The following is a 20979-nucleotide window of genomic DNA, read 5'->3' as shown; positions in this document are numbered from 1 at the left end:
TATGGGGCGACTCGATGTCACCACGGCGGCCCCGGGGAGGTAGGGTCGGGGGTGGTCGGGGACATCCCATACAGCTCGCCGGCACAGATGAGCCGGCGTACCAACGAGGAGATCGGTTCGTGACGATCCGCGTAGGCATCAACGGCTTTGGCCGCATCGGTCGTAACTACTTCCGCGCGCTGCTGGAGCAGGGTGCAGACATCGAGATCGTGGCTGTCAACGACCTGGGTGACACCGCGACCACCGCTCACCTGCTGAAGTACGACACCATCCTCGGCCGCCTCAAGCAGGAGGTCTCGCACACCGAGGACACCATCACCGTCGACGGCAAGACCATCAAGGTCCTGTCCGAGCGCAACCCCGCCGACATCCCCTGGGGCGAGCTGGGCGTCGACATCGTCATCGAGTCCACCGGCATCTTCACCAAGAAGGAAGACGCCGAGAAGCACATCGCCGGCGGCGCCAAGAAGGTCATCATCTCCGCCCCGGCGAAGAACGAAGACGTCACCATCGTGATGGGCGTCAACCACGACACGTACGACGCGGCGAACCACCACGTCATCTCCAACGCCTCCTGCACCACCAACTGTGTGGCGCCGATGGCCAAGGTCCTCGACGAGAACTTCGGCATCGTCAAGGGCCTGATGACGACGGTCCACGCCTACACGAACGACCAGCGCATCCTGGACTTCCCGCACAAGGACCTGCGCCGCGCCCGTGCCGCCGCCGAGAACATCATCCCGACCACCACGGGTGCCGCGAAGGCCACCTCGCTGGTCCTCCCGCAGCTCAAGGGCAAGCTGGACGGCATGGCCATGCGCGTCCCGGTCCCGACCGGCTCGGTCACCGACCTGGTCGTCGAGCTCTCCCGCGAGGTCACCAAGGAAGAGGTCAACGCCGCCTTCCAGAAGGCCGCCGAGGGCGAGCTGAAGGGCATCCTCGAGTACACCGAGGACCCGATCGTCTCCTCCGACATCGTCAACGCGCCGGCGTCCTGCACCTTCGACTCCTCCCTGACCATGGTCCAGGAGGGCAAGAACGTGAAGGTCATCGGCTGGTACGACAACGAGTGGGGCTACTCCAACCGTCTCGTCGACCTGACGGTCTTCGTCGGCAACCAGCTCTGATCCAATAGAGCAGGCACCCTATGTGAGAGCAGGGCTCGGGCAGCGCACGGCCGCGCTGTCCGAGCCCTGACTCGCGTCCAGCTCAGCCCTGTTGGATCCCGAGCGCTTCCGAGCGATCACGAGCTCTTCCCAGGAGTCCCCCTCATGAAGACGATCGACGAACTCCTCTCCGACGGCGTCGCGGGCAAGCGGGTCTTCGTCCGCGCCGACCTGAACGTGCCGCTCGCCGACGGCACCATCACCGACGACGGCCGCATCCGCGCCGTGCTGCCCACCGTCAAGGCGCTGGCCGACGCCGGTGCCCGCGTGGTCGTCGCCTCGCACCTCGGCCGCCCCAAGGGCGCCCCGGACCCCGCGTTCTCCCTCGCCCCCGCCGCGACCCGCCTGGGTGAGCTGCTCGGCTCGGCCGTCGCCTTCGCCACCGACACGGTCGGCGAGTCCGCCACCTCCACGGTCGCGGGCCTGGCCGACGGGCAGGTCGCCGTCCTGGAGAACCTGCGCTTCAACCCGGGCGAGACCGCCAAGGACGACGCCGAGCGCGGCGCCTTCGCCGACCAGCTGGCGGCCCTGGCGGACCTGTACGTCGGCGACGGCTTCGGCGCGGTGCACCGCAAGCACGCCTCCGTCTACGACCTCCCGGCCCGGCTGCCGCACGCCGCCGGCTACCTCATCGCCAAGGAGGTCGCCGTCCTGAAGAAGCTCACCGAGGACGTCCAGCGGCCCTACGTCGTCGCGCTCGGCGGCGCCAAGGTCTCCGACAAGCTCGCCGTGATCGACCAGCTGCTCGGCAAGGCCGACCGGCTCCTCATCGGCGGCGGCATGGCCTACACCTTCCTCAAGGCCAAGGGCTACGAGGTCGGCAAGTCCCTCCTCCAGGAGGACCAGATCCCGGCCGTCAAGGAGTACCTGGAGCGCGCCGAGAAGCAGGGCGTCGAGTTGGTCCTGCCGGTCGACGCGCTGGTCGCCGGGGAGTTCCCCGACCTGAAGACCAAGGCCCCGGCCAACCCCACCACCGTCGCCGCGGACGCCATCCCCGCCGACCAGGAGGGCCTGGACATCGGCCCCGAGACCCGCACGCTGTACGCCTCGAAGCTCGCCGACGCCGCCACGGTCTTCTGGAACGGCCCCATGGGCGTCTTCGAGCACCCCGACTACGCCGAGGGCACCAAGGCGGTCGCCCAGGCCCTCGTCGACTCCAAGGGCTTCACCGTGGTCGGCGGCGGCGACTCCGCCGCGGCCGTCCGCACCCTGGGCTTCGACGAGAACGCATTCGGCCACATCTCGACCGGCGGCGGCGCCTCCCTCGAATACCTCGAGGGCAAGACGCTCCCCGGCCTCGCCGCACTGGAGGACTGACCCCGCATGACGACTCGCACGCCGCTGATGGCGGGCAACTGGAAGATGAACCTCAACCACCTCGAGGCCATCGCCCACGTCCAGAAGCTCGCCTTCGCCCTGGCCGACAAGGACTACGAGGCCGTCGAGGTCGCCGTCCTGCCGCCCTTCACCGACCTGCGCTCGGTACAGACCCTGGTCGACGGCGACAAGCTGAAGATCAAGTACGGCGCCCAGGACATCTCGGCGCACGACTCCGGTGCCTACACCGGCGAGATCTCCGGCCCGATGCTGGCCAAGCTCAAGTGCACGTACGTGGTGATCGGCCACTCCGAGCGCCGCCAGTACCACAACGAGACCGACGAGCTGGTGAACGCCAAGGTCAAGGCCGCCTTCAAGCACGGCCTGACCCCGATCCTGTGCGTCGGCGAGGAGCTGGACGTCCGCGAGGCCGGCAACGCCGTCGCGCACACCCTCGCCCAGGTCGAGGGCGGCCTGAAGGACATCCCGGCCGAGCAGGCCGAGACCCTCGTGATCGCCTACGAGCCCGTGTGGGCCATCGGCACCGGCAAGGTCTGCGGCGCCGAGGACGCCCAGGAGGTCTGCGCCGCCATCCGCGGCAAGATCGCCGAGCTGTACTCGCACGACGCCGCGGGCATGGTCCGCATCCAGTACGGCGGCTCGGTCAAGTCCGGCAACGTCGCCGAGATCATGGCGCAGCCCGACATCGACGGCGCCCTGGTCGGCGGTGCCTCGCTGGACGCCGACGAGTTCGTCAAGATCGTGCGCTTCCGCGACCAGTGAGTATGCGGTAGCGGCGATCCGTCGTACCCTTGCGGGGTCCAGCACTGTGCTGGGCCCCGCGTCGTCCATCCGAATCCGAGGAAGTTGGTCCAGCCGTGGTTTTGGGGTTCTCGATCGCCCTGATCGTCTTCAGCCTGCTGCTGATGCTGCTGGTGCTGATGCACAAGGGGAAGGGCGGCGGCCTCTCCGACATGTTCGGTGGCGGTATGCAGTCCTCCGTCGGCGGCTCCTCGGTCGCCGAGCGCAACCTCGACCGGATCACCGTGGTGATCGGTCTGCTGTGGTTCGCGTGCATTGTCGTCCTCGGCATTCTGATGAAGGCGAACAACTGACCAGGACGCACATTCCGCACGCTTTCCGCCGTTGAAGCCCCATGTTCGGTGCGCGCAGCTGAGCGCGGCCTATCATGGGGCTTGCGTCTGGGTGTGAGGGCTCTGTAACTCCAATCACTGGACGCGCGTTGGGCCTTACGTAGACTGAGGCGCTCGCGGCGAAGCGGAACGCCGACTCGCTTCGCGGCACCATCACGCAGGGAGTTACGACCGTGGCAAGTGGCAACGCGATCCGAGGAAGCCGGGTCGGGGCGGGGCCGATGGGCGAGGCCGAGCGCGGCGAGTCCGCGCCGCGGCTGCGCGTCTCCTTCTGGTGCTCCAACGGGCACGAGACCCAGCCGAGCTTCGCCAGCGACGCGCAGGTGCCCGAAACCTGGGACTGTCCCCGCTGCGGATTCCCGGCCGGACAGGACCGGGACAACCCGCCGGACCCGCCGCGCACCGAGCCCTACAAGACGCACCTGGCCTATGTGCGGGAGCGGCGCAGCGACGCGGACGGCGAGGCGATCCTCGCCGAGGCGCTCGCCAAACTGCGGGGCGAGATCTAGGAGTTGAGAGGCGGCCGGGCACCGAGAGGTGCCTGGCCGTAGCCGTCTTGGGCGCGGCGCGGGGTGCCTGTGGAGCGCCGCCGTGCTGTCCGGCTTCGGTGCGGGCTTGCGCGCACACCCCCGGCCTGCTCGCGGCCGGCTGCTTCCCCCTGATCAATTAGGTTGGTGACCGGCAGCGGGGCAGCACGCAGCAGCACAGGCAGGCAAGGAAGAAGGCGGAAGTCCCAGATGAACGCAGACGGCCGTACCAGGCTCAACCAGATGCCCGAGTGGACCGCTCTGGCCAAGCACCGCGAGGAGCTCGGCGCGGTGCACCTGCGCGAGCTCTTCGCGGCGGAACCCGGCCGCGGCACCGCGTACGCCCTCAGGGTCGGCGACCTGTACGTCGACTACTCCAAGCACCTCGTCACCGACGAGACGCTGCGGCTGCTGCGCGAGCTGGCCGCCGCCACCGACGTGTTCGCGCTGCGCGACGCCATGTTCCGCGGTGAGAAGATCAACACCACCGAGAACCGGGCCGTGCTCCACACCGCCCTGCGGGCGCCGCGCGACGCGGTGATCGAGGTCGACGGCGAGAACGTCGTGCCGAAGGTGCACGCCGTCCTGGACAAGATGGCCGGCTTCGCGAACCGGGTCCGCTCCGGCGAGTGGACCGGCCACACCGGCAAGCGCATCCGCAACGTCGTCAACGTCGGCATCGGCGGCTCCGACCTCGGCCCCGCGATGGCGTACGAGGCGCTGCGCGCCTGCACCGACCGCTCGCTGACGTTCCGTTTCGTCTCCAACGTGGACGGCGCCGACCTGCACGAGGCGATCCGCGACCTGGATCCGGCCGAGACCCTCTTCATCATCGCCTCCAAGACCTTCACCACCATCGAGACGGTCACCAACGCCACCTCCGCGCGCACCTGGCTGCTGGACGCCCTCGGTGACGAGGCCGCCGTCGCCCGGCACTTCGTGGCGCTGTCGACGAACGCCGAGAAGGTCGCCGAGTTCGGCATCGACACGGCCAACATGTTCGAGTTCTGGGACTGGGTCGGCGGACGCTACTCCTACGACTCCGCGATCGGCCTGTCCCTCATGATCGCCATCGGCCCGGACCGCTTCCGGGAGATGCTCGACGGGTTCCGGATCGTCGACGAGCACTTCCGCACCGCGCCCGCCGAGTCCAACGTGCCGCTCCTGCTGGGCCTGCTGGGCATCTGGTACGGCAACTTCCACGGCGCCGAGTCGCACGCGGGGCTGCCCTACAGCCACTACCTGTCGAAGTTCACCGCGTACCTCCAGCAGCTCGACATGGAGTCCAACGGCAAGTACGTCGGCCGGGACGGGCGCGAGGTGGAGTGGCAGACCGGGCCCGTCGTGTGGGGCACGCCCGGCACCAACGGGCAGCACGCCTACTACCAGCTCATCCACCAGGGCACCAAGCTCATCCCGGCCGACTTCATCGGCTTCGCCGAGCCGGTCGCCGAGCTGAGCGACCCGCTCCGGGCGCAGCACGACCTGCTGATGGCCAACTTCTTCGCGCAGACCCAGGCGCTGGCGTTCGGCAAGACCCCGGACGAGGTGCGCGCCGAGGGGGTGCCGGAGGAGCTCGTGCCGCACAAGACGTTCCAGGGCAACCACCCGACGACCACGATCCTCGCCCGGGAACTGACCCCGTCCGTGCTCGGCCAGCTGGTCGCCCTCTACGAGCACAAGGTGTTCGTGCAGGGCGCGATCTGGAACATCGACTCCTTCGACCAGTGGGGCGTCGAACTCGGCAAGGTGCTCGCCAAGCGCGTCGAGCCCGCGCTGACCGAGGGCGCCGACGTGCCGGGACTCGACGCCTCCACCAAGGCGCTGGTGGCCACGTACCGGGAGCTGCGCGGACGGCGGTGAACGGGGCCGCGGCGAAAGGGGAAAGCGGGCGGCGCGACGCCGTCCGCTTCCCGTAAACTCCCCGCGATCAACGAAGCCATGTCTCGGGGGAGTGAAGTGGCTGGTTCGCAGGGGAGTTGGACGAGCGGCGGGCTGACGGCGCGGGAGCTGCTGCGGCCCAAGCACGCCGCGCGCGCCGTGTTCCACCCGGCGTGGATACCCGACTCGCTCGACCCGGAGATCGAGTATCTGAAGAAGGCCCGGCTGATCGCCGGGGCGGTCGCGGCGGTCGGCGTGTACACCTTCCTCGAGGGCGGCTTCGCCCTCACCGAGGTCCTGGCGAACGTGCTGACGGCGTCCGCCGTCCTGTTGTTCATCACGCCGCTCACCCTCGGCGTCATGCTCGCCGTGTGGCGGCGCGGCGGCACCGTGCGTGCCCTGAAGGCGCCGCTGTTCAACTCGCTGAAGCTGCTGCTGCTCTTCGTCGGCTCCATCGCCGTGGCGGTGCTGCTGCTGCAGAACGCGTCGGCGTTCGGCCTCGCGGTGGTGCCGCTCGGCATCGCCGGGCTGTGGATGGCCGTCTTCGTGGTGCGCGGCGCCGTGCACATCTCCGGGAACTTCTTCGGCACCGCCGCGGTGCACCGCTGCCTGCCTCCGCTGCTCGCCACGGTGACGTCCTGGCTGATGGCCCTCTCCGACCTCTTCACGGGCGACCTGCACGGCCTCGGCCTGGCGATGGGCGTCGTGTTCATCCTGGGCGCCCCGGTGACGGTCACGGGGATCGCGGTACTGGAGACGCGGCGCCTGAGGACCCGGTACGGCATCCGGCTGTCAGCGCACCCGGCGAGCCTGCCCCGCGTTCCCGGCCCGCCCCCGCCGTTCCCCCCGATGCCGCCGACGCCTCCGGCGGGACCGCCGTATGTGCCGCCGCAGGGGAGTCCGTACGGCACCCGCGGCACGCCGCCGCCGGGAAACCCGTACGGCAACCCCTACCGTCCGGGATCCGGCAGTCGCTGACCTGGCGGGGGCGGTGCGCCCCGGTCAGGCGACCGCGCTCAGGGTGTCCGCCAGCCGGCGGCGGGCCGCCCGGGCCGCGGGCAGGGCGGCGAGTGCTGCCGCGATCAGCACGGCGGCCGCGCCGAGCGGCAGCAGGAGCAGGAGCGGCGGACCCTGGGCGATCCCCGCCCCGATGCCGCTCGACCTGCCCTGGGCGTCGATCAGCCAGTGCGCGAGCGGCAGACCCAGGGCGGCGGCGACCAGCACCGCCGCCAGCGCCGTACAGCCGGTGGCCGTGACGGTGATGGCGGTGATCTGGCGGGGGGACAGGCCGATCGCCTTCAGGGCGAGCAGGTCGCGTTCCCCCTCGCGGACCATTCCGCCGATCGCGGTGAGCAGCTCGATGAGCCCGATCAGGGCGAGGACGGCGATCAGCCCGAGGACGACCCCGCGCAGCGGGGAGAGCCCGTCGGCCGGGTTGGTCACGGTGTGCACGTCCAGGTGGCCGCGCCCGGACTCGGCCAGGCGGTCGGCGACCTCGTGGGGGTCGGCGCCGGTGGCCAGACGGAGCTGGTAGAGGGTCGGGCGCAGGCCGGGGTCGTTCTCGCGGAGGGTGTCGAGGGAGGTGGAGACGACCCGGCCGGCGTTCTCCGGTTCGATGCTGCGGCCCACGATGTGCAGGATCTGCGGCTGGTCCCCGACCGTCATCCGCACCCAGTCGCCGACCCGCACGTCCAGCAGGTCCAGCAGTCCCTGCCCGGCCACTGCCTCGTCGGGTCCGCGCGCGGCACGGCCCTCGGCGAGGGTGTACGGGTAGGGCTGCGCGCGGGTGCCGAGGCCGCGCAGCGCGATGGTCGCCGTCTGGCCCGGCACAAGGGCCGCGACCTCCACGCCCGGGTAGGCCGCGGCGACCTGCGGGTCGCGTTCCAGCAGGGCGCGGGCGTCCCGGTCGCTCAGCGAGGCGTCGGCGCGGACGGTGAGGGCGGTGGGCAGGCCGACCCGCTCCGGGCTGCTGTGGAAACGGTCGATCGTGGTCCACGCGCTCATCGCCACCACCACCAGCAGCAGCGGCAGGGCGAGCCGGGCCACCGTGCCCAGAGAGCGGGGACGGCGGGTGAACGCCTGGTGCCAGCCCAGGATCAGCGCGGGCGGCACCCGCATCCCGAGGGCCCGGCGCGCCACACCCGTAAGCCGTCCGCCCGGCGGCGCGGCCGGCCGGGGCACCGGCACCGGCGGCACCCGCCCCGCCCGCCAGGCCGCGAGCCCCGTGGTCGCGCCGATGAACAGCACCGCGCCCACCGGCACCGCGGCCAGCGCCACCGTGTGCCCGGGCAGCCCCTGCCACACGCCCACCGCGTCGCCGAGCCGCCCCGGGACACGGCTGCCCAGCGCTTCGGTGAGCGCGGCGGCGGCCACGGCACCGAGCAGGGCGTAGGCGAGATGCTGCAGCAGGAAGATGCGGACGACCTGGCCCGGGGTGAAGCCGATCGCCTTCAGCACGGAGATGTCCCGCAGGTGGCCGCGGATGCGGGTGCCGATCGCGCCGTGCACCGCGAACCCGGCCGCGATCAGCGCCCCGACCCCGAACAGCCCCAGCACCTGCCCGAGCAGCCGGTTGTCGCCCTGCGCCTCGGCCCGCGCCTGTTTCCAGGTGGACACCTCGCCGATCGCCCCGGCGCCCAGCACGGTCACGGCCCGCTGGACGGCGTAGTCGGTGTCGCCGGGGTCGGTCAGCCGCAGCCCGATCACCTGCCCGTCGGCCCCCGGCACGGCCGACGGCAGCGCCCACACCAGCCCGGGCTGCTCGCCCGGCCGGTAGCGCGGCTCGGCGCTGTCGGCGAGGCCCACGACGGTGAGCCGGCGTGCCGTGCCGGGCAGGGTGAGGGTGTCACCGGGCTGGGCCAGCAGCGCCCGGGCCAGCCGGCTCTCCAGCACCACGCCGTCCGGCGTGCCGGCGTCCAGCCAGTGCCCGGAGGTGAGCAGCGGGCGGCCGACCGAGGGCTGCTCGGCCGTACCGCGCAGTTCGACGGAGGCGCGGCTGCCGCGCGAGGCCACCGTCACGGAAGCGGTGGGGTAGGGGCCGGCGACGGACTCGACGCCGTCCAGGCCGGCCAGCCTGCCGGTGTCGGCCGTGGCGGAGGTGTGCAGCCAGACGTGGGCGCCGTGCGCCTGGGTGAAGACCCGCTGCCAGGGGTTGGTGGCGTACCCGAACAGGGCCGTGGCCAGCAGCAGCGACACCACGATGCCCGCGGTGGCGAGGACCAGGAACAGCGCCTCGCCGCGGTGCGTACGCAGATCGGAGTGCGCCCAGCGCAGGGTGGCTCGCACCGGCCTCAGCCCCTCGGCCCGCGCGGGGACGCGCCGACGTACATCCCCATGTCAGTCCCTGAGTTCCAGCACACCGGATATCCCGGACCGCCGCGGCGGCGGGGAGGCGTCCAGGGCGGCGTCGTCGGCGATCCGCCCGTCGAAGAAGCTGATCACCCGGTCCGCCGCGCTCGCCAGCCGCGCGTCATGCGTGACCAGCAGGATCGTCTGGCCGCGCTGGTGGAAGCGGGACAGCAGCCGCATCACCTCGCGGGTGCCCTTGCTGTCCAGGCTGCCGGCCGGCTCGTCGGCCAGCAGCAGCGGCGGATGGTTGACCAGCGCCCGGGCGAGGGCCACCCGCTGCTGCTCGCCGCCGGACAGCTCGCCCGGCATGCCGCGCTCCTTGCCCGCGAGGCCCAGCTCGGCCAGCAGCCGTTCCCGCTCGGCCCGGGCCCGCTTCGGCGGCACCCCGGCGAGCAGGGCGGGCAGCTCCACGTTGTCGGCGACGGACAGGTTCGACACCAGGTTGAAGAACTGGAAGACGATCCCGATCCGCTTCCTGCGCTCCACGGCCCAGCGCGCCTCGCTCCAGGCGTCGGTGCGCTCGCCGTCCAGCCAGATGCTGCCCGCGTCCGGCCGCTGGAGCCCGCCGAGCAGGTGCAGCAGCGTCGACTTCCCGGCGCCGGACGGGCCGGTGATCGCCACGAACTCGCCGGACCGTACGGACAGGTCGACCCCGCGCACGGCATGGGCGGGCGCGCCCTCGCCGTGATGCGTCTTGACCAGGCCCTCGGCGCGCAGCACAGCAGTGGAACCGTCGCTCACTCCAGCTCCTCCAGCTCCTCCTGGCACCTCTCCAGCCAGTCGAGGTCGGCCTGCAGATGCAGCATCGCGCCCTCGATCAGCAGATGGGCGATGCGGTTGTCGCGGTCTTCGGCGGCGGCCAGCTTCGACAGCTGCCGCATGGTGTTCAGGTACTGGCGGCGCTGCTTGTTGATGAGGGCGATCTGGTCGGCGAGACCGGTCTGCGGGGCGAGGGCCAGCTTCATGAAGAACTCGTCCCGCACCCGCGGCTCGTCCTCGGGCTCCTCGAACCAGGTGCGCAGCGCCGCACGCCCGGCGTCGGTGAGGTGGTAGACCTTCTTGTTGGGCCGGCTGGACTGCTCGACGTCCTCGCCCTCGATCAGTCCCTGCTTCTCGAGACGGCCGAGGGTGACGTAGATCTGGCCGACGTTGGGCTGAGGGTACGCGGAGCCCAGCAACTGCTCAAGGTCCTGCTTGAGCTCGTAGCCGTGGGCCGGGCCGCGGGCGAGGAGTGCCAGGAGGGGCAGGCGCACGCGTGCAGTCCTCCTGTCCTCACCCTGTGCGTAATGTGCTCCAGGCCCTAGTATCGCGCATACCTAACAGGTATACATGGCCCTTGACCCGAGCGAGGATGCCCGTGGCCGGTGTACCAAGGAGGAACCTATGCGGTGGATACGCGCCGCCGGTAGGGGCCTCCTCGTTCTCGTCGTCGTACTGACCGGATACGCGGCCTCCGGGGTGCGCGCCGACGCCGGCCAGGACCGCGGCCCGCTCACCTTCGCGACCGCCGGTGACCTCACCGGCTACCTCGGTCCGCTCCTGGAGGGGTGGAACCGGACCCACCCCGGGGAGAGGGTCACCCTGGTGGAGCTGCCCGACTCGGCCGACGAGACCCGCGCGCAGATGGCCACCGACCTGCGCGACGGCGACCGCCACCGCTTCGACGTGCTCAACATCGACGTCAACTGGACCTCGGAGTTCGCCGCCGCGGGCTGGATCCGGCCCCTGCCGCGCGACCGTTTCCCGCTGGAGTCCTTCCTGCCGCCGGTCGTGGACACGGCGACCTACGACGGACGGCTGTACGCGGTCCCGTACGTCACCAACGCCGGCCTGCTCCTCTACCGCAAGGACGTCCTCGCCGAGGAGGGCGTCCCGCCGCCCCGCACCTGGGCCGAACTGGAGCGGTACGCGAAGACCATCGCCCCGGAACACGGCCTCGACGGCTACGCCGGCCAGTTCCTGCCGTATGAGGGCCTCACCGTCAACGCGGCCGAGGCCGTCTACTCGGCGGGCGGCACGATCCTCGGCGACGAGGGCGAGCGCGTCACCGTCGACTCGGCGGCGGCCCGCGAGGGCATCGGCTTCCTCGCCCGGGGCGTGCGCGAGGGCTGGATCCCGAAGGAGGCGCTGACGTACAAGGAGGAGGAGTCCAAGCAGGCCTTCCAGGACGGCCGGCTGCTCTTCCTGCGCAACTGGCCCTACGCGTACGTCGTCGCCTCCGGCAAGGGGTCCAAGGTCGCCGGGAAGGTGGGCGCGGTGCCGCTGCCGGGGCCGCACGGTCCGGGCACCAGCGTCCTCGGCGGCTCCAACCTGGCCGTCAGCACCCACGCGCGGCACCCCGGCTCCGCCGCGCGCCTCATCGCGTACCTCACCAGCGAGCGCGTCCAGCGCCAGGTCCTCACCCGCGGCGCGCTGCCGCCGGTGCGGGCCGGCCTCTACGAGGACCCCGAGCTGGTCGGCAGGTTCCCGTACCTGCCGACCCTGCGCGCGAGCGTGCTCGCGGCCGCGCCGCGTCCCAAGAGCCCGCACTACGACCAGGTCAGCCTGGTGGTGCAGGCGGTCGTGTACGACGCGATGACCGGGCGGCAGACGCCCGAGGCGGCCGTGCGGCGCCTGGCGCGCGAGCTCGACGCCGTCGCCCGCCGCTAGTCGCTGGTCTCCCTCAGCAGTCCATTCCTAGTTACATGTTAGGTAACGCGGACGTCTCACCTCGACTCTCTCTGGGGGGATAAGTCCGTATTTGCCGGGTCAACTGCTCAAGAGCCTCCGCCCACTTCATTGACATCCTCGCGACACCGCTACTTAACATGCATGCATAACTGCTGCCCTTCACAGAGACAGGTCAACGGGTTGAACAGGCACCACTGGTGGCGCGACGCAGTGATCTACCAGGTGTACGTCCGCAGCTTCCTGGACAGCACCGGCGACGGCATCGGCGATCTCGCCGGGGTGCGCGCCGGACTGCCGTACCTGAAGAAGCTCGGGGTCGACGGCATCTGGCTGAGCCCCTTCTATCCGTCGCCGCAGCACGACCACGGGTACGACGTGTCCGACTACTGCGACGTCGACCCGGTCTTCGGTGACCTCGCCGAGTTCGACCTGCTGATCCAGGCCGCCCGCCGGCTGGGGATCAAGGTGCTGCTGGACATCGTCCCGAACCACTGCTCCAGCGAGCACCCCTGGTTCCGCGAGGCGCTGGCGGCAGGCCCCGGCAGCCCGGCCCGCGCCCGCTTCCACTTCGCCGACGGCCGCGGCCCGGACGGCTGCGAGCCGCCCAACAACTGGCACGCCATGTTCGGCGGCCCGGCCTGGACCCGGGTGACGGAGCCGGACGGCCGGCCCGGGCAGTGGTACCTGCACATGTTCACGCCCGAGCAGCCCGACTGGAACTGGCGCAACCCCGAGATCCCGGCCGAGTTCGAGCGGATCCTGCGCTTCTGGCTGGACCGGGGTGTCGACGGCTTCCGCATCGATGTCGCGGCCGGTCTCTTCAAGCACCCGGAGCTGCCCGACTCGGACGACCCCGAGGCCGACGCCCGCACCCGCGACTCGGTCAACCCGCTCGCCTGGAACCAGCCCGAGGTGCACGACGTGTGGCGCCGCTGGCGGTCCCTGTGCGACGCGTACGCCGACCGGGACGGCCGCGAACGCCTGCTCGTCGGCGAGGTGTCCGTGCCCACCGCCCGCGAGCACGCCCAGTACGTCCGCCCCGACGAACTCCACCAGGCCTTCTTCTTCGACCTGCTCAGCGCCCCCTGGGACGCCGACGCCTTCCGCAAGGTCATCTCCGAGGCCATGCAGGACATCGCCGGCACCGGCTCGACGGTCACCTGGGTCCTCAACAACCACGACCAGGTCCGCACCGTCACCCGCTACGGCGAACCCACCCCGCACGGCAGCGGCCTCGGCGCCGCCCGGGCCCGGGCCGCCGCGCTGCTGATGCTGGCGCTGCCCGGGGCCGCGTACATCTACCAGGGCGAGGAGCTCGGACTGCCCGAGGTGGTCGACCTGCCCGACGACGTGCTCACCGACCCGATCTTCCGGCGTACCGGAAGCCGGGCCCGGATCCGCGACGGCTGCCGGGTGCCGCTGCCCTGGTCGGGGCAGGCGTCCCCGTTCGGGTTCACCTCCGGCGCGGAGGGCGCCAAGCCGTGGCTGCCGCAGCCCGACTACTTCGCCGAGTACGCCACCGACCGCGCCCTCGCCGACACCCGCTCCTTCTGGCACCTGTACCGCGACGGCCTCCAGCTGCGCCGCGCCCTGCCCCAGCTGGGCGAGGGCACGCTGCGCTGGCTGGACACCCCGCCCGGCGTCCTGGCCTTCGTGCGCGGCGACGACCTGGTCTGCGCGGTCAACTTCACCACCGCCGCTGTACCCGCGCCGGTCCCCGGCACCCCGCTGCTGTCCAGCGGCCCCTGCCCGGCCGGGACCCTGCCCGGCTCCACGGCCGCCTGGTGGATCAACGACCTCTGACCGTCCGGCACCACCCACCCCTCGAAGGGACATCGACGATGATGCGACGACGTACCACCCTGCTCACCGGCTGCACCGCCCTCGTCCTGGCGCTCGGTACGACCGCCTGCGGCGGCGGCCCCGTCACGGCGGGCGGCGGCGACAAGGCGCTCAGCGGCCAGACGGTCACCGTGGCCGGTGTCTGGTCCGGCACCGAGCAGAAGAACTTCCAGAAGGTGCTGGACGCCTTCAGCGAGAAGACCGGCGCCAAGACCCAGTTCGTCTCCACCGGGGACAACGTCTCCACCGTCGTCGGCAGCAAGATCGAGGGCGGCAACGCCCCCGACGTCGTGATGGTCCCGCAGGTCGGCGTGCTCCAGCAGTTCGCGCGCAAGGGCTGGCTCAAGCCGCTGTCGCCCAAGACCGAGCAGTCGGTGGACGCCGGCTACGCCCCCGTGTGGAAGAAGTACGGCAGCGTCGACGGCAAGCTGTACGGCCTCTACTTCAAGGCCGCCCACAAGTCGACCGTCTGGTACAGCCCCGACGCCCTCGCCCAGGCGGGCGTCAAGCCGCCGAAGACCTACGAGGAGATGCTCAAGGCGGGGCGGACCGTATCCGACTCCGGGCTCGCCGCCTTCTCCGTCGCCGGGCAGGACGGCTGGACGCTCACCGACTGGTTCGAGAACATCTACCTCTCCCAGGCCGGGCCCGAGAAGTACGACGCCCTCGCCGCGCACAAGCTGAAGTGGACCGACGCGTCGGTGGTCGAGGCGCTCGGCACGCTCGGCAAGCTCTTCAAGGACAAGCAGCTCATCGCGGGCGGCCAGAAGGGCGCCCTGAACACCGACTTCCCCGGCTCGGTGGAGAAGGTGTTCGGCCCGAAGCCCCAGGCCGGCATGGTCTACGAGGGCGACTTCGTGGCCGGCGTCGCCAAGGACCAGTTCGGGAAGACGATCGGTGAGGACGCGAACTTCTTCCCCTTCCCGGCGGTCGGCGGCGGCAAGGCGCCCGTGGTCAGCGGAGGTGACGCGGCCGTCGTCCTGAAGGACGGCAAGAACCAGAAGGCCGCCACGGCGCTGCTGGAGTACCTGGCCACGCCCGAGGCCGCGGCCGTGTGGGCCGAGGCGGGCGGCTTCCTGTCCCCGAACAAGAAGCTCGACCTCGCCTCCTACGGCGACGACGTCACCCGCGCCACCGCCGAGTCCCTGGTCCAGGCCGGTGACTCGGTCCGCTTCGACATGTCCGACCAGGCCCCGGCCGCGTTCGGCGGCACCAAGGGCGCCGGCGAGTGGAAGCTGCTGCAGGACTTCCTGCGCGACCCGTCCGACCCGAAGGGCACCGCGGCGAAGCTCGAGGCCGCCGCGGCCAAGGCGTACCAGGGCTGACCATGACCTCGACCCTGGTGAAGGAGACGAGCCCCCCGGCCGCCCCGGCCCCCGGCAGCGCACGCGGCCGGCGCCTGCGGCGGCGGGGCACGATCGTCGCCCTGCTGTTCGTCCTGCCCGCGCTGCTCCTGCTGGGCGCGCTGGTCGTCTACCCCGTGCTGTTCTCGGTCGGCCGCAGCTTCTTCGACGCCTCAGGAACCCGGTTCGTGGGCGGCGAGAACTACACGGAGATGTTCCGCGACCCGGCCACGCTCAAGGCCATCCGCAACACCGCGATCTGGGTCGTCGTGGCCCCGGCCCTGCTGACCGGGCTCGGCCTGATCCTGGCCGTGCTGGTGGAGAAGGTCCGCTGGGCCACCGCCTTCAAGCTGCTGCTGTTCATGCCGATGGCGGTGTCCTTCCTCGCCGCCGGGATCATCTTCCGGCTCGCCTACGACGAGGACCCCGACAAGGGCGTGCTCAACGCCGCCGTGGTCGCCGTCCACGACGCCTTCGAGGACACCTCCTCCTACCCGACGGCCCGGGCCCGCGACGGCCAAGGGCTGACCCGGGAGGCGGACGGGGCGTACCGCACGAGCGGGAGCGTGTCACCCGGGGACACCGTGACCCTCGGACTCGTCGGCGTCCGCCCCGACGACCTGCCCGCGGGCGCCCGCCCCGCCTACCCGGCGGCCGGCCGTCAGGCCACGCCCGGCGAGCTGCGCGGTGTCGTCTACCTCGACTTCACCCCCGGCGGGGGAGGGCAGCAGGGCAAGGTCGACCGGCGGGAGAGCGGCCTGCCGCAGATGAAGGTGGAGGCCGTCCGCGACGGGCGGACGGTCGCCTCGGCGACCACCGCGCCCGACGGCTCCTTCCGCTTCGCGGACCTGCCCGGCGGCTCGTACACCGTCCGGCTCCCCGCGTCGAACTTCGCCCCGCCCTACGAGGGCATCTCCTGGCTCGGCCCGGCCCTGGTCACCCCCGCGATCATCGGGGCGTACCTGTGGATCTGGACCGGGTTCGCGATGGTGCTGATCGGCGCGGGCCTGTCGACGCTGCCGCGTGACGCCCTGGAGGCGGCCCGCATGGACGGCGCGAACGAGTGGCAGATCTTCCGCCGCATCACGGTGCCGCTGCTGGCCCCCGTCCTCACGGTCGTCTTCGTCACCCTCGTCATCAACGTGATGAAGGTGTTCGACCTCGTCTACATCATCGCGCCGGGCCCGGTGCAGGAGGACGCGACCGTGCTCGCCACCCAGATGTGGCTGGTGTCGTTCGGCGGCGGCAACAACCAGGGCCTGGGCAGCGCGCTCGGCGTGCTGCTCCTGCTGCTGGTCATCCCGGCCATGGTCTTCAACGTCCGTCGCTTCCGAAGGAGTCAGCGATGAACGCGGTCAGGCGGCACCTGGGCAACGGCCTGGTGCAGGCCTTCCTGGTGGTGATCGGCCTGGTGTGGATGACACCGCTGGCCGGGCTGTTCCTCTCCTCGCTGCGGTCCGCCGAGGACACGGCGAAGGGCGGCTGGTGGACGGTGTTCACCAGCCCGGGCCAGCTGTCCTTCGACAACTACACGGCGCTGCTGGGGAACGCGGGCATCACACAGGCGTTCTGGAACACGGTGCTGATCTCGGTGCCGACGACGGTCCTGGTCGTCGTCATCGCGGCACTGGCCGGATACGCCTTCGCCTGGCTGGACTTCCCCGGCCGGGAGACGATCTTCCTGGTCGTGGTGGCGCTGCTGGTCGTACCGGTCCAGATCGGCCTGCTGCCGGTGGCCAAACTCTTCGGCCAGCTCGGTCTGTTCGGCACCATCCCGGGCGTCGTCCTCTTCCACGTCGCCTACGGCCTGCCGTTCGCGGTGTTCCTGCTGCGCAACTACTTCGCCGAGATGCCGAAGGAGATGCTGGAGGCGGCCCGCATGGACGGCGGCAGCGAGTGGCGCATCTTCACCCGCCTGGTCCTGCCGGTGGGCCGGCCCGCGATCGCCTCCCTGGCCATCTTCCAGTTCCTGTGGGTCTGGAACGACATGCTGGTGGCCCTGCTGTTCGCCGACAGCTCCTCCCAGCCGCTGACCGTGGAACTGCAGTCCCAGATCCGCCAGTTCGGCAGCAACATCGACGTCCTGGCCCCGGGGGCGTTCGTGTCGCTCATCGTGCCGGTGGTGGTGTTCTTCGCCTTCCAGCGGCACTTCGTGCAGGGGGTGATGGCGGGGTCGGTGAAGTAGCCCGGCACGACCCCGTGTTCCCACGACTCGGGCCCCCCGCTCCACCGGGAGCGGGGGGCCCGAGTCGTCGTTCACGGCGAAGCCGGTGGGTACAGCGAGCGCGGCAGGTGCGAGGCCGCCGCGGCGTCCAGCAGCCACAGCGTGCGGGCGCGGCCGTACGCCCCCGCCGCCGGGGCCTGCACCTCGCCCGCACCCGACAGGGCGAGGGTCGCGGCCCGGGCCTTGTCCTCGCCGGCGGCCAGCAGCCACACCTCGCGGGCCGCGCGGATGGCGGGGAGCGTGAGGGTGATCCGGGTCGGCGGCGGCTTGGGCGCGCCGTGCACGCCGACCACCGTGCGCTCCGTCTCCCGGACGGCCGGGAGCTCGGGGAACAGCGACGCCACGTGCGTGTCCGGGCCGACGCCCAGCATCAGCACGTCGAACGTGGGGACGGGGCCGTGGTTCTCCGGGGCCGCCGCCCGGGCGAGTTCCTCCGCGTACGCGGCCGCCGCCGCGTCCACGTCCGGGCCGTACGGACCGTCGGACGCGGGCATGGCGTGCACGCGCTTGGGGTCCAGCGGTACGGCGTCCAGCAGGGCCTCGCGTGCCTGCGTGACGTTGCGGTCCGGGTCGCCCTCCGGCAGGAACCGCTCGTCGCCCCACCACAGGTCCAGCCGGCTCCAGTCGACGGCGTCCCGGGCCGGTGCCGCCGCCAGCGCGGCCAGCAGGCCGTTGCCGTTGCGGCCGCCCGTGAGGACCACCGACGCCGAACCCCGCGAGGTCTGCGCGTCCACGATCTTCGTGATCAGCCGGGCCGCCGCGGCCTGTGCCATCAGCTCCTTGTCGCGGTGGACGACCAGCTGCGGTGCCGTGCTCACTGCGCCGCCGCCTTCTTGACCGGGGGCATCTGCGCCGGGGTCGGCCGGTCGCCGTCCCCGCCGTCGGAGGCGCCCGACGCGCCTGGCGCGTCCGACGGGCTCTCGGCCGGGGAAGCCGGGCTCTCGGACGGGGAAGCCTCGCTTCCGGAGGAGGAAGACGGCTCCTCGGAGGCCGACGCCGACGCGGCCATCGGCAGCGCCGGTGCCTTGTCCCACGGACGCGGCTCGGACACCGTCCCCATCCCGCCCAGGCGGTCCACGCCGAAGCGCAGGGCCGAGGCGTAGGTGTCGTCCGGGTCGAGCCGCCGCAGTTCCTCCGCGATCAGGTCGGAGGTCTCGCGGCGCTTGAGCGCCACCGCGCGGTCCGGCTGCCCCTCCAGCGACAGCGTGGCCATCGCCCCGTCCGGCCGGTGCAGGACGATCGGACCGCAGGTCGTCCGCATCCGCACCTCGGTCAGGCCCGGACCGCCGGACACCCCGCGCCGCACGTGCACGCGCAGCCGGTCGGCGAGCCACATGGCCAGCAGCTCGACGCTCGGGTTGTGCTCCTCGCCGGTCACCTCGGCCGAGATGACCTCGCAGGTCACCTGGTCGAGGGCCGCGGCCAGCATGGAACGCCAGGGGGTGATCCGGGTCCAGGCCAGATCGGTGTCGCCGGGCTCGTAGTTCTCGGCGCGGGCCCGCAGCTCGTCCACGGGCTTCTCCGCCGAGTAGCTGTCGGTCACCCGCCGCTGGGCGAGGGCGCCGAGCGGGTCCTTGGCCGGGTCCAGCGGCGCGTTCACCGGCCACCACACCACCACCGGCGCGTCCGGCAGCAGCAGCGGCAGCACCACCGACTGGGCGTGGTCGGACACCTCGCCGTACAGCCGCAGCACGACGGTCTCGCCGCTGCCCGCGTCCGCGCCGACCCGCACCTCCGCGTCCAGGCGCGAGGAGGTGCGGTCGCGGGGCGTGCGCGAGACACGCCTGATGACCACCAGCGTGCGCGAGGGATGCTCGTGCGAGGCGTCGTTGGCGGCCTTCAACGCGTCGTAGGCGTTCTCCTCGTCCGTGACGATGACCAGCGTGAGCACCATGCCGACGGCCGGCGTGCCGATGGCCCGGCGGCCCTGCACCAGCGCCTTGTTGATCTTGCTGGCCGTGGTGTCGGTCAGGTCTATCTTCATGGCCGGCGCCAGCTCCGTCCGTCTCGCTCCAGCATCTCGTCCGCCTCGACGGGCCCCCAGGTGCCCGCCTGGTACTGGGCGGGCCTGCCGTTCTTGTCCCAGTACTCCTCGATCGGGTCGAGGATCTTCCAGGACAGCTCGACCTCCTCGGTGCGCGGGAAGAGGTTCGAGTCGCCGAGCAGGACGTCCAGGATCAGCCGCTCGTACGCCTCCGGCGAGGACTCCGTGAACGACTCGCCGTAGGCGAAGTCCATCGACACGTCCCGGATCTCCATGGAGGTGCCGGGCACCTTCGAACCGAAGCGGACCGTCACGCCCTCGTCGGGCTGGACGCGGATGACGATCGCGTTGGAGCCCAGCTCCTCGGTGGCGGTGGTGTCGAAGGGGGAGTGCGGGGCGCGCTGGAAGACGACCGCGATCTCCGTCACGCGGCGGCCCAGCCGCTTGCCGGTGCGCAGGTAGAACGGCACGCCCGCCCACCGGCGGTTGTCGATGCCCAGCTTGATCGCGGCGTAGGTGTCGGTCTTCGAGGTGGCGTCGATGCCCTCCTCGTCGAGGTAGCCGATGACCTTCGCGCCGCCCTGCCAGCCGGCCGTGTACTGGGCGCGTACGGTGTCCCGGCCCAGGTCCTTCGGCAGCCGTACGGCACCGAGCACCTTGGTCTTCTCCGCGGCCAGCGCGTCCGCGTCGAAGGAGGCGGGCTCCTCCATCGCGGTGAGCGCCATCAGCTGCAGCAGGTGGTTCTGGATGACGTCCCGGGCGGCGCCGATGCCGTCGTAGTAGCCGGCCCGGCCGCCGATGCCGATGTCCTCCGCCATCGTGATCTGCACATGGTCCACGAAGGACCGGTTCCAGATCGGCTCGAACATCGTGTTGGCGAACCGCAGCGCCAGGATGTTCTGGACGGTCTCCTTGCCCAGGTAGTGGTCGATCCGGAAGACCTGCTCCGGCGCGAACACCTCGTGGACGAGCGCGTTGAGCTCCTCGGCCGACTTCAGGTCGTGACCGAAGGGCTTCTCGATGACCGCGCGCCGCCAGGAGCCGTTCTTCTGGTCGGCCAGCTGGTGCTTCTTCAGCTGCTGGATGACCACCGGGAACGCCGACGGCGGCACGGACAGGTAGAAGGCGAAGTTGCCGCCCGTGCCCTGCGCCTTGTCCAGCTCCTCGATCGTCGAGCGCAGCCGCTCGAACGCGTCGTCGTCGTCGAACGTGCCCTGCACGAACCGCATGCCCTGCACGAGCTGCTGCCAGACCTCCTCGCGGAAGGGCGTGCGCGCGTGCTCCTTGACCGCGTCGTGGACCTCCTGCGCGAAGTCCTCGTGCTCCCACTCGCGGCGGGCGAACCCGACGAGGGAGAAGCCCGGCGGCAGCAGACCCCGGTTGGCGAGGTCGTACACGGCGGGCATGAGCTTCTTCCGTGACAGGTCGCCCGTGACGCCGAAGATGACCAGGCCCGACGGCCCCGCGATACGCGGGAGCCGTCGGTCGGCAGGGTCACGCAGCGGGTTGCTGCTCGACAAGGT

General features: G+C 71.5%; 18 protein-coding genes. 12 read left to right on the top strand and 6 right to left on the bottom strand.

The annotated features are described in order from the left end of the window. The first annotated feature begins 119 nt into the window (after positions 1 to 119). The 7 genes from gap to AB0K80_RS09370 all read left to right on the top strand — a co-directional run bounded on the left by gap (position 120) and on the right by AB0K80_RS09370 (position 7023). On the top strand, positions 120 to 1127 hold the full coding sequence (gene gap, locus AB0K80_RS09400; RefSeq protein WP_365667514.1) for a type I glyceraldehyde-3-phosphate dehydrogenase: 1008 nt from the start codon (positions 120 to 122) through the stop codon (positions 1125 to 1127). A 144-nt stretch (positions 1128 to 1271) separates the two neighbouring features. Then, a complete protein-coding gene (locus AB0K80_RS09395) occupies positions 1272 to 2483 on the top strand; it encodes a phosphoglycerate kinase (protein ID WP_365667512.1) in 1212 nt (403 codons plus the stop codon). A 6-nt stretch (positions 2484 to 2489) separates the two neighbouring features. Next, a complete protein-coding gene (gene tpiA / locus AB0K80_RS09390) occupies positions 2490 to 3266 on the top strand; it encodes a triose-phosphate isomerase (protein WP_365667510.1) in 777 nt (258 codons plus the stop codon). Between the two features lie 95 nt (positions 3267 to 3361). Next, positions 3362 to 3598, top strand: a complete 237-nt coding sequence (gene secG / locus AB0K80_RS09385) for a preprotein translocase subunit SecG (RefSeq protein WP_365667508.1) — start codon at positions 3362 to 3364, stop codon at positions 3596 to 3598. Positions 3599 to 3810: 212 nt separating this feature from the next. Continuing rightward, positions 3811 to 4146 carry an RNA polymerase-binding protein RbpA gene (locus AB0K80_RS09380; protein ID WP_119105043.1) on the top strand — a complete coding sequence of 112 codons (336 nt, stop codon included), beginning with the start codon at positions 3811 to 3813 and terminating at the stop codon, positions 4144 to 4146. Between the two features lie 228 nt (positions 4147 to 4374). Beyond that, positions 4375 to 6027 carry a glucose-6-phosphate isomerase gene (gene pgi, locus AB0K80_RS09375; RefSeq protein ID WP_365667506.1) on the top strand — a complete coding sequence of 551 codons (1653 nt, stop codon included), beginning with the start codon at positions 4375 to 4377 and terminating at the stop codon, positions 6025 to 6027. A gap of 96 nt (positions 6028 to 6123) precedes the next feature. Next, positions 6124 to 7023, top strand: a complete 900-nt coding sequence (locus AB0K80_RS09370) for a hypothetical protein (protein WP_365667504.1) — start codon at positions 6124 to 6126, stop codon at positions 7021 to 7023. Positions 7024 to 7047: 24 nt separating this feature from the next. On the opposite strand, the gene AB0K80_RS09365 is transcribed toward AB0K80_RS09370, so the two are convergent. From AB0K80_RS09365 to AB0K80_RS09355, 3 genes are read right to left on the bottom strand one after another with little or no spacing between them, the layout of a single operon-like run. After that, positions 7048 to 9330, bottom strand: coding sequence for an FtsX-like permease family protein (locus AB0K80_RS09365; RefSeq protein WP_365667502.1), 2283 nt, complete (start codon positions 9328 to 9330; stop codon positions 7048 to 7050). A gap of 51 nt (positions 9331 to 9381) precedes the next feature. After that, entirely contained in the window at positions 9382 to 10134 is a 753-nt protein-coding gene (locus tag AB0K80_RS09360) for an ABC transporter ATP-binding protein (RefSeq protein WP_365667500.1), read from the bottom strand. Beyond that, positions 10131 to 10646 carry a PadR family transcriptional regulator gene (locus AB0K80_RS09355; protein ID WP_365667499.1) on the bottom strand — a complete coding sequence of 172 codons (516 nt, stop codon included), beginning with the start codon at positions 10644 to 10646 and terminating at the stop codon, positions 10131 to 10133. The genes AB0K80_RS09360 and AB0K80_RS09355 overlap by 4 nt, the downstream gene beginning before the upstream one ends. 130 nt (positions 10647 to 10776) lie before the next feature. Between AB0K80_RS09355 and AB0K80_RS09350 the strand changes: the two genes are divergently transcribed. The 5 genes from AB0K80_RS09350 (at position 10777) to AB0K80_RS09330 (ending at position 17433) form a co-directional block, all read left to right on the top strand. After that, positions 10777 to 12042 carry an ABC transporter substrate-binding protein gene (locus tag AB0K80_RS09350; RefSeq protein WP_365667497.1) on the top strand — a complete coding sequence of 422 codons (1266 nt, stop codon included), beginning with the start codon at positions 10777 to 10779 and terminating at the stop codon, positions 12040 to 12042. Between the two features lie 162 nt (positions 12043 to 12204). Further along, positions 12205 to 13866, top strand: a complete 1662-nt coding sequence (locus AB0K80_RS09345) for a glycoside hydrolase family 13 protein (protein ID WP_365667495.1) — start codon at positions 12205 to 12207, stop codon at positions 13864 to 13866. 38 nt (positions 13867 to 13904) lie between these two features. Next, the gene (locus tag AB0K80_RS09340) at positions 13905 to 15230 is read left to right on the top strand and encodes an ABC transporter substrate-binding protein (protein ID WP_365667493.1); all 1326 of its coding nucleotides are present in this window, start codon (positions 13905 to 13907) and stop codon (positions 15228 to 15230) included. A gap of 2 nt (positions 15231 to 15232) precedes the next feature. After that, on the top strand, positions 15233 to 16597 hold the full coding sequence (locus tag AB0K80_RS09335) for an ABC transporter permease subunit (protein WP_365667491.1): 1365 nt from the start codon (positions 15233 to 15235) through the stop codon (positions 16595 to 16597). Continuing rightward, positions 16594 to 17433 (top strand): carbohydrate ABC transporter permease, encoded by an 840-nt coding sequence (locus tag AB0K80_RS09330; RefSeq protein WP_365667489.1) that lies wholly within the window; start codon positions 16594 to 16596, stop codon positions 17431 to 17433. The genes AB0K80_RS09335 and AB0K80_RS09330 overlap by 4 nt, the downstream gene beginning before the upstream one ends. A gap of 71 nt (positions 17434 to 17504) precedes the next feature. Here the strand turns inward: AB0K80_RS09330 and pgl are convergent, their stop codons facing one another. Genes pgl through zwf form a run of 3 tightly spaced genes read right to left on the bottom strand, consistent with a single transcriptional unit; the run spans position 17505 to position 20976 of the window. Further along, positions 17505 to 18290: a 6-phosphogluconolactonase gene (pgl, locus tag AB0K80_RS09325; RefSeq protein ID WP_365667487.1), complete on the bottom strand. Its 786-nt coding sequence runs from the start codon at positions 18288 to 18290 to the stop codon at positions 17505 to 17507. Continuing rightward, positions 18287 to 19456, bottom strand: coding sequence for a glucose-6-phosphate dehydrogenase assembly protein OpcA (gene opcA, locus AB0K80_RS09320; RefSeq protein ID WP_365667486.1), 1170 nt, complete (start codon positions 19454 to 19456; stop codon positions 18287 to 18289). The genes pgl and opcA overlap by 4 nt, the downstream gene beginning before the upstream one ends. Next, positions 19453 to 20976 carry a glucose-6-phosphate dehydrogenase gene (zwf, locus tag AB0K80_RS09315; RefSeq protein ID WP_365667484.1) on the bottom strand — a complete coding sequence of 508 codons (1524 nt, stop codon included), beginning with the start codon at positions 20974 to 20976 and terminating at the stop codon, positions 19453 to 19455. The genes opcA and zwf overlap by 4 nt, the downstream gene beginning before the upstream one ends. Positions 20977 to 20979: the final 3 nt, after the last annotated feature.

Origin of the sequence: Streptomyces sp. NPDC052682 (genome assembly GCF_040678435.1) — a bacterium.
Classification (GTDB): domain Bacteria; phylum Actinomycetota; class Actinomycetes; order Streptomycetales; family Streptomycetaceae; genus Streptomyces.
This window is presented reverse-complemented; position numbering and strand designations above follow the sequence as displayed.

What these genes read in the sequence shown, in the direction of transcription:
- AB0K80_RS09340 (WP_365667493.1), top strand. Translation starts at nt 13,905, where the DNA reads ATGATGCGACGACGTACCACCCTGCTCACCGGCTGCACCGCCCTCGTC.
- AB0K80_RS09395 (WP_365667512.1), top strand. Translation starts at nt 1,272, where the DNA reads ATGAAGACGATCGACGAACTCCTCTCCGACGGCGTCGCGGGCAAGCGG.
- opcA (WP_365667486.1), bottom strand. Translation starts at nt 19,456, where the DNA reads ATGAAGATAGACCTGACCGACACCACGGCCAGCAAGATCAACAAGGCG.
- pgi (WP_365667506.1), top strand. Translation starts at nt 4,375, where the DNA reads ATGAACGCAGACGGCCGTACCAGGCTCAACCAGATGCCCGAGTGGACC.
- AB0K80_RS09350 (WP_365667497.1), top strand. Translation starts at nt 10,777, where the DNA reads ATGCGGTGGATACGCGCCGCCGGTAGGGGCCTCCTCGTTCTCGTCGTC.
- AB0K80_RS09330 (WP_365667489.1), top strand. Translation starts at nt 16,594, where the DNA reads ATGAACGCGGTCAGGCGGCACCTGGGCAACGGCCTGGTGCAGGCCTTC.
- AB0K80_RS09335 (WP_365667491.1), top strand. Translation starts at nt 15,233, where the DNA reads ATGACCTCGACCCTGGTGAAGGAGACGAGCCCCCCGGCCGCCCCGGCC.
- AB0K80_RS09345 (WP_365667495.1), top strand. Translation starts at nt 12,205, where the DNA reads ATGCATAACTGCTGCCCTTCACAGAGACAGGTCAACGGGTTGAACAGG.
- tpiA (WP_365667510.1), top strand. Translation starts at nt 2,490, where the DNA reads ATGACGACTCGCACGCCGCTGATGGCGGGCAACTGGAAGATGAACCTC.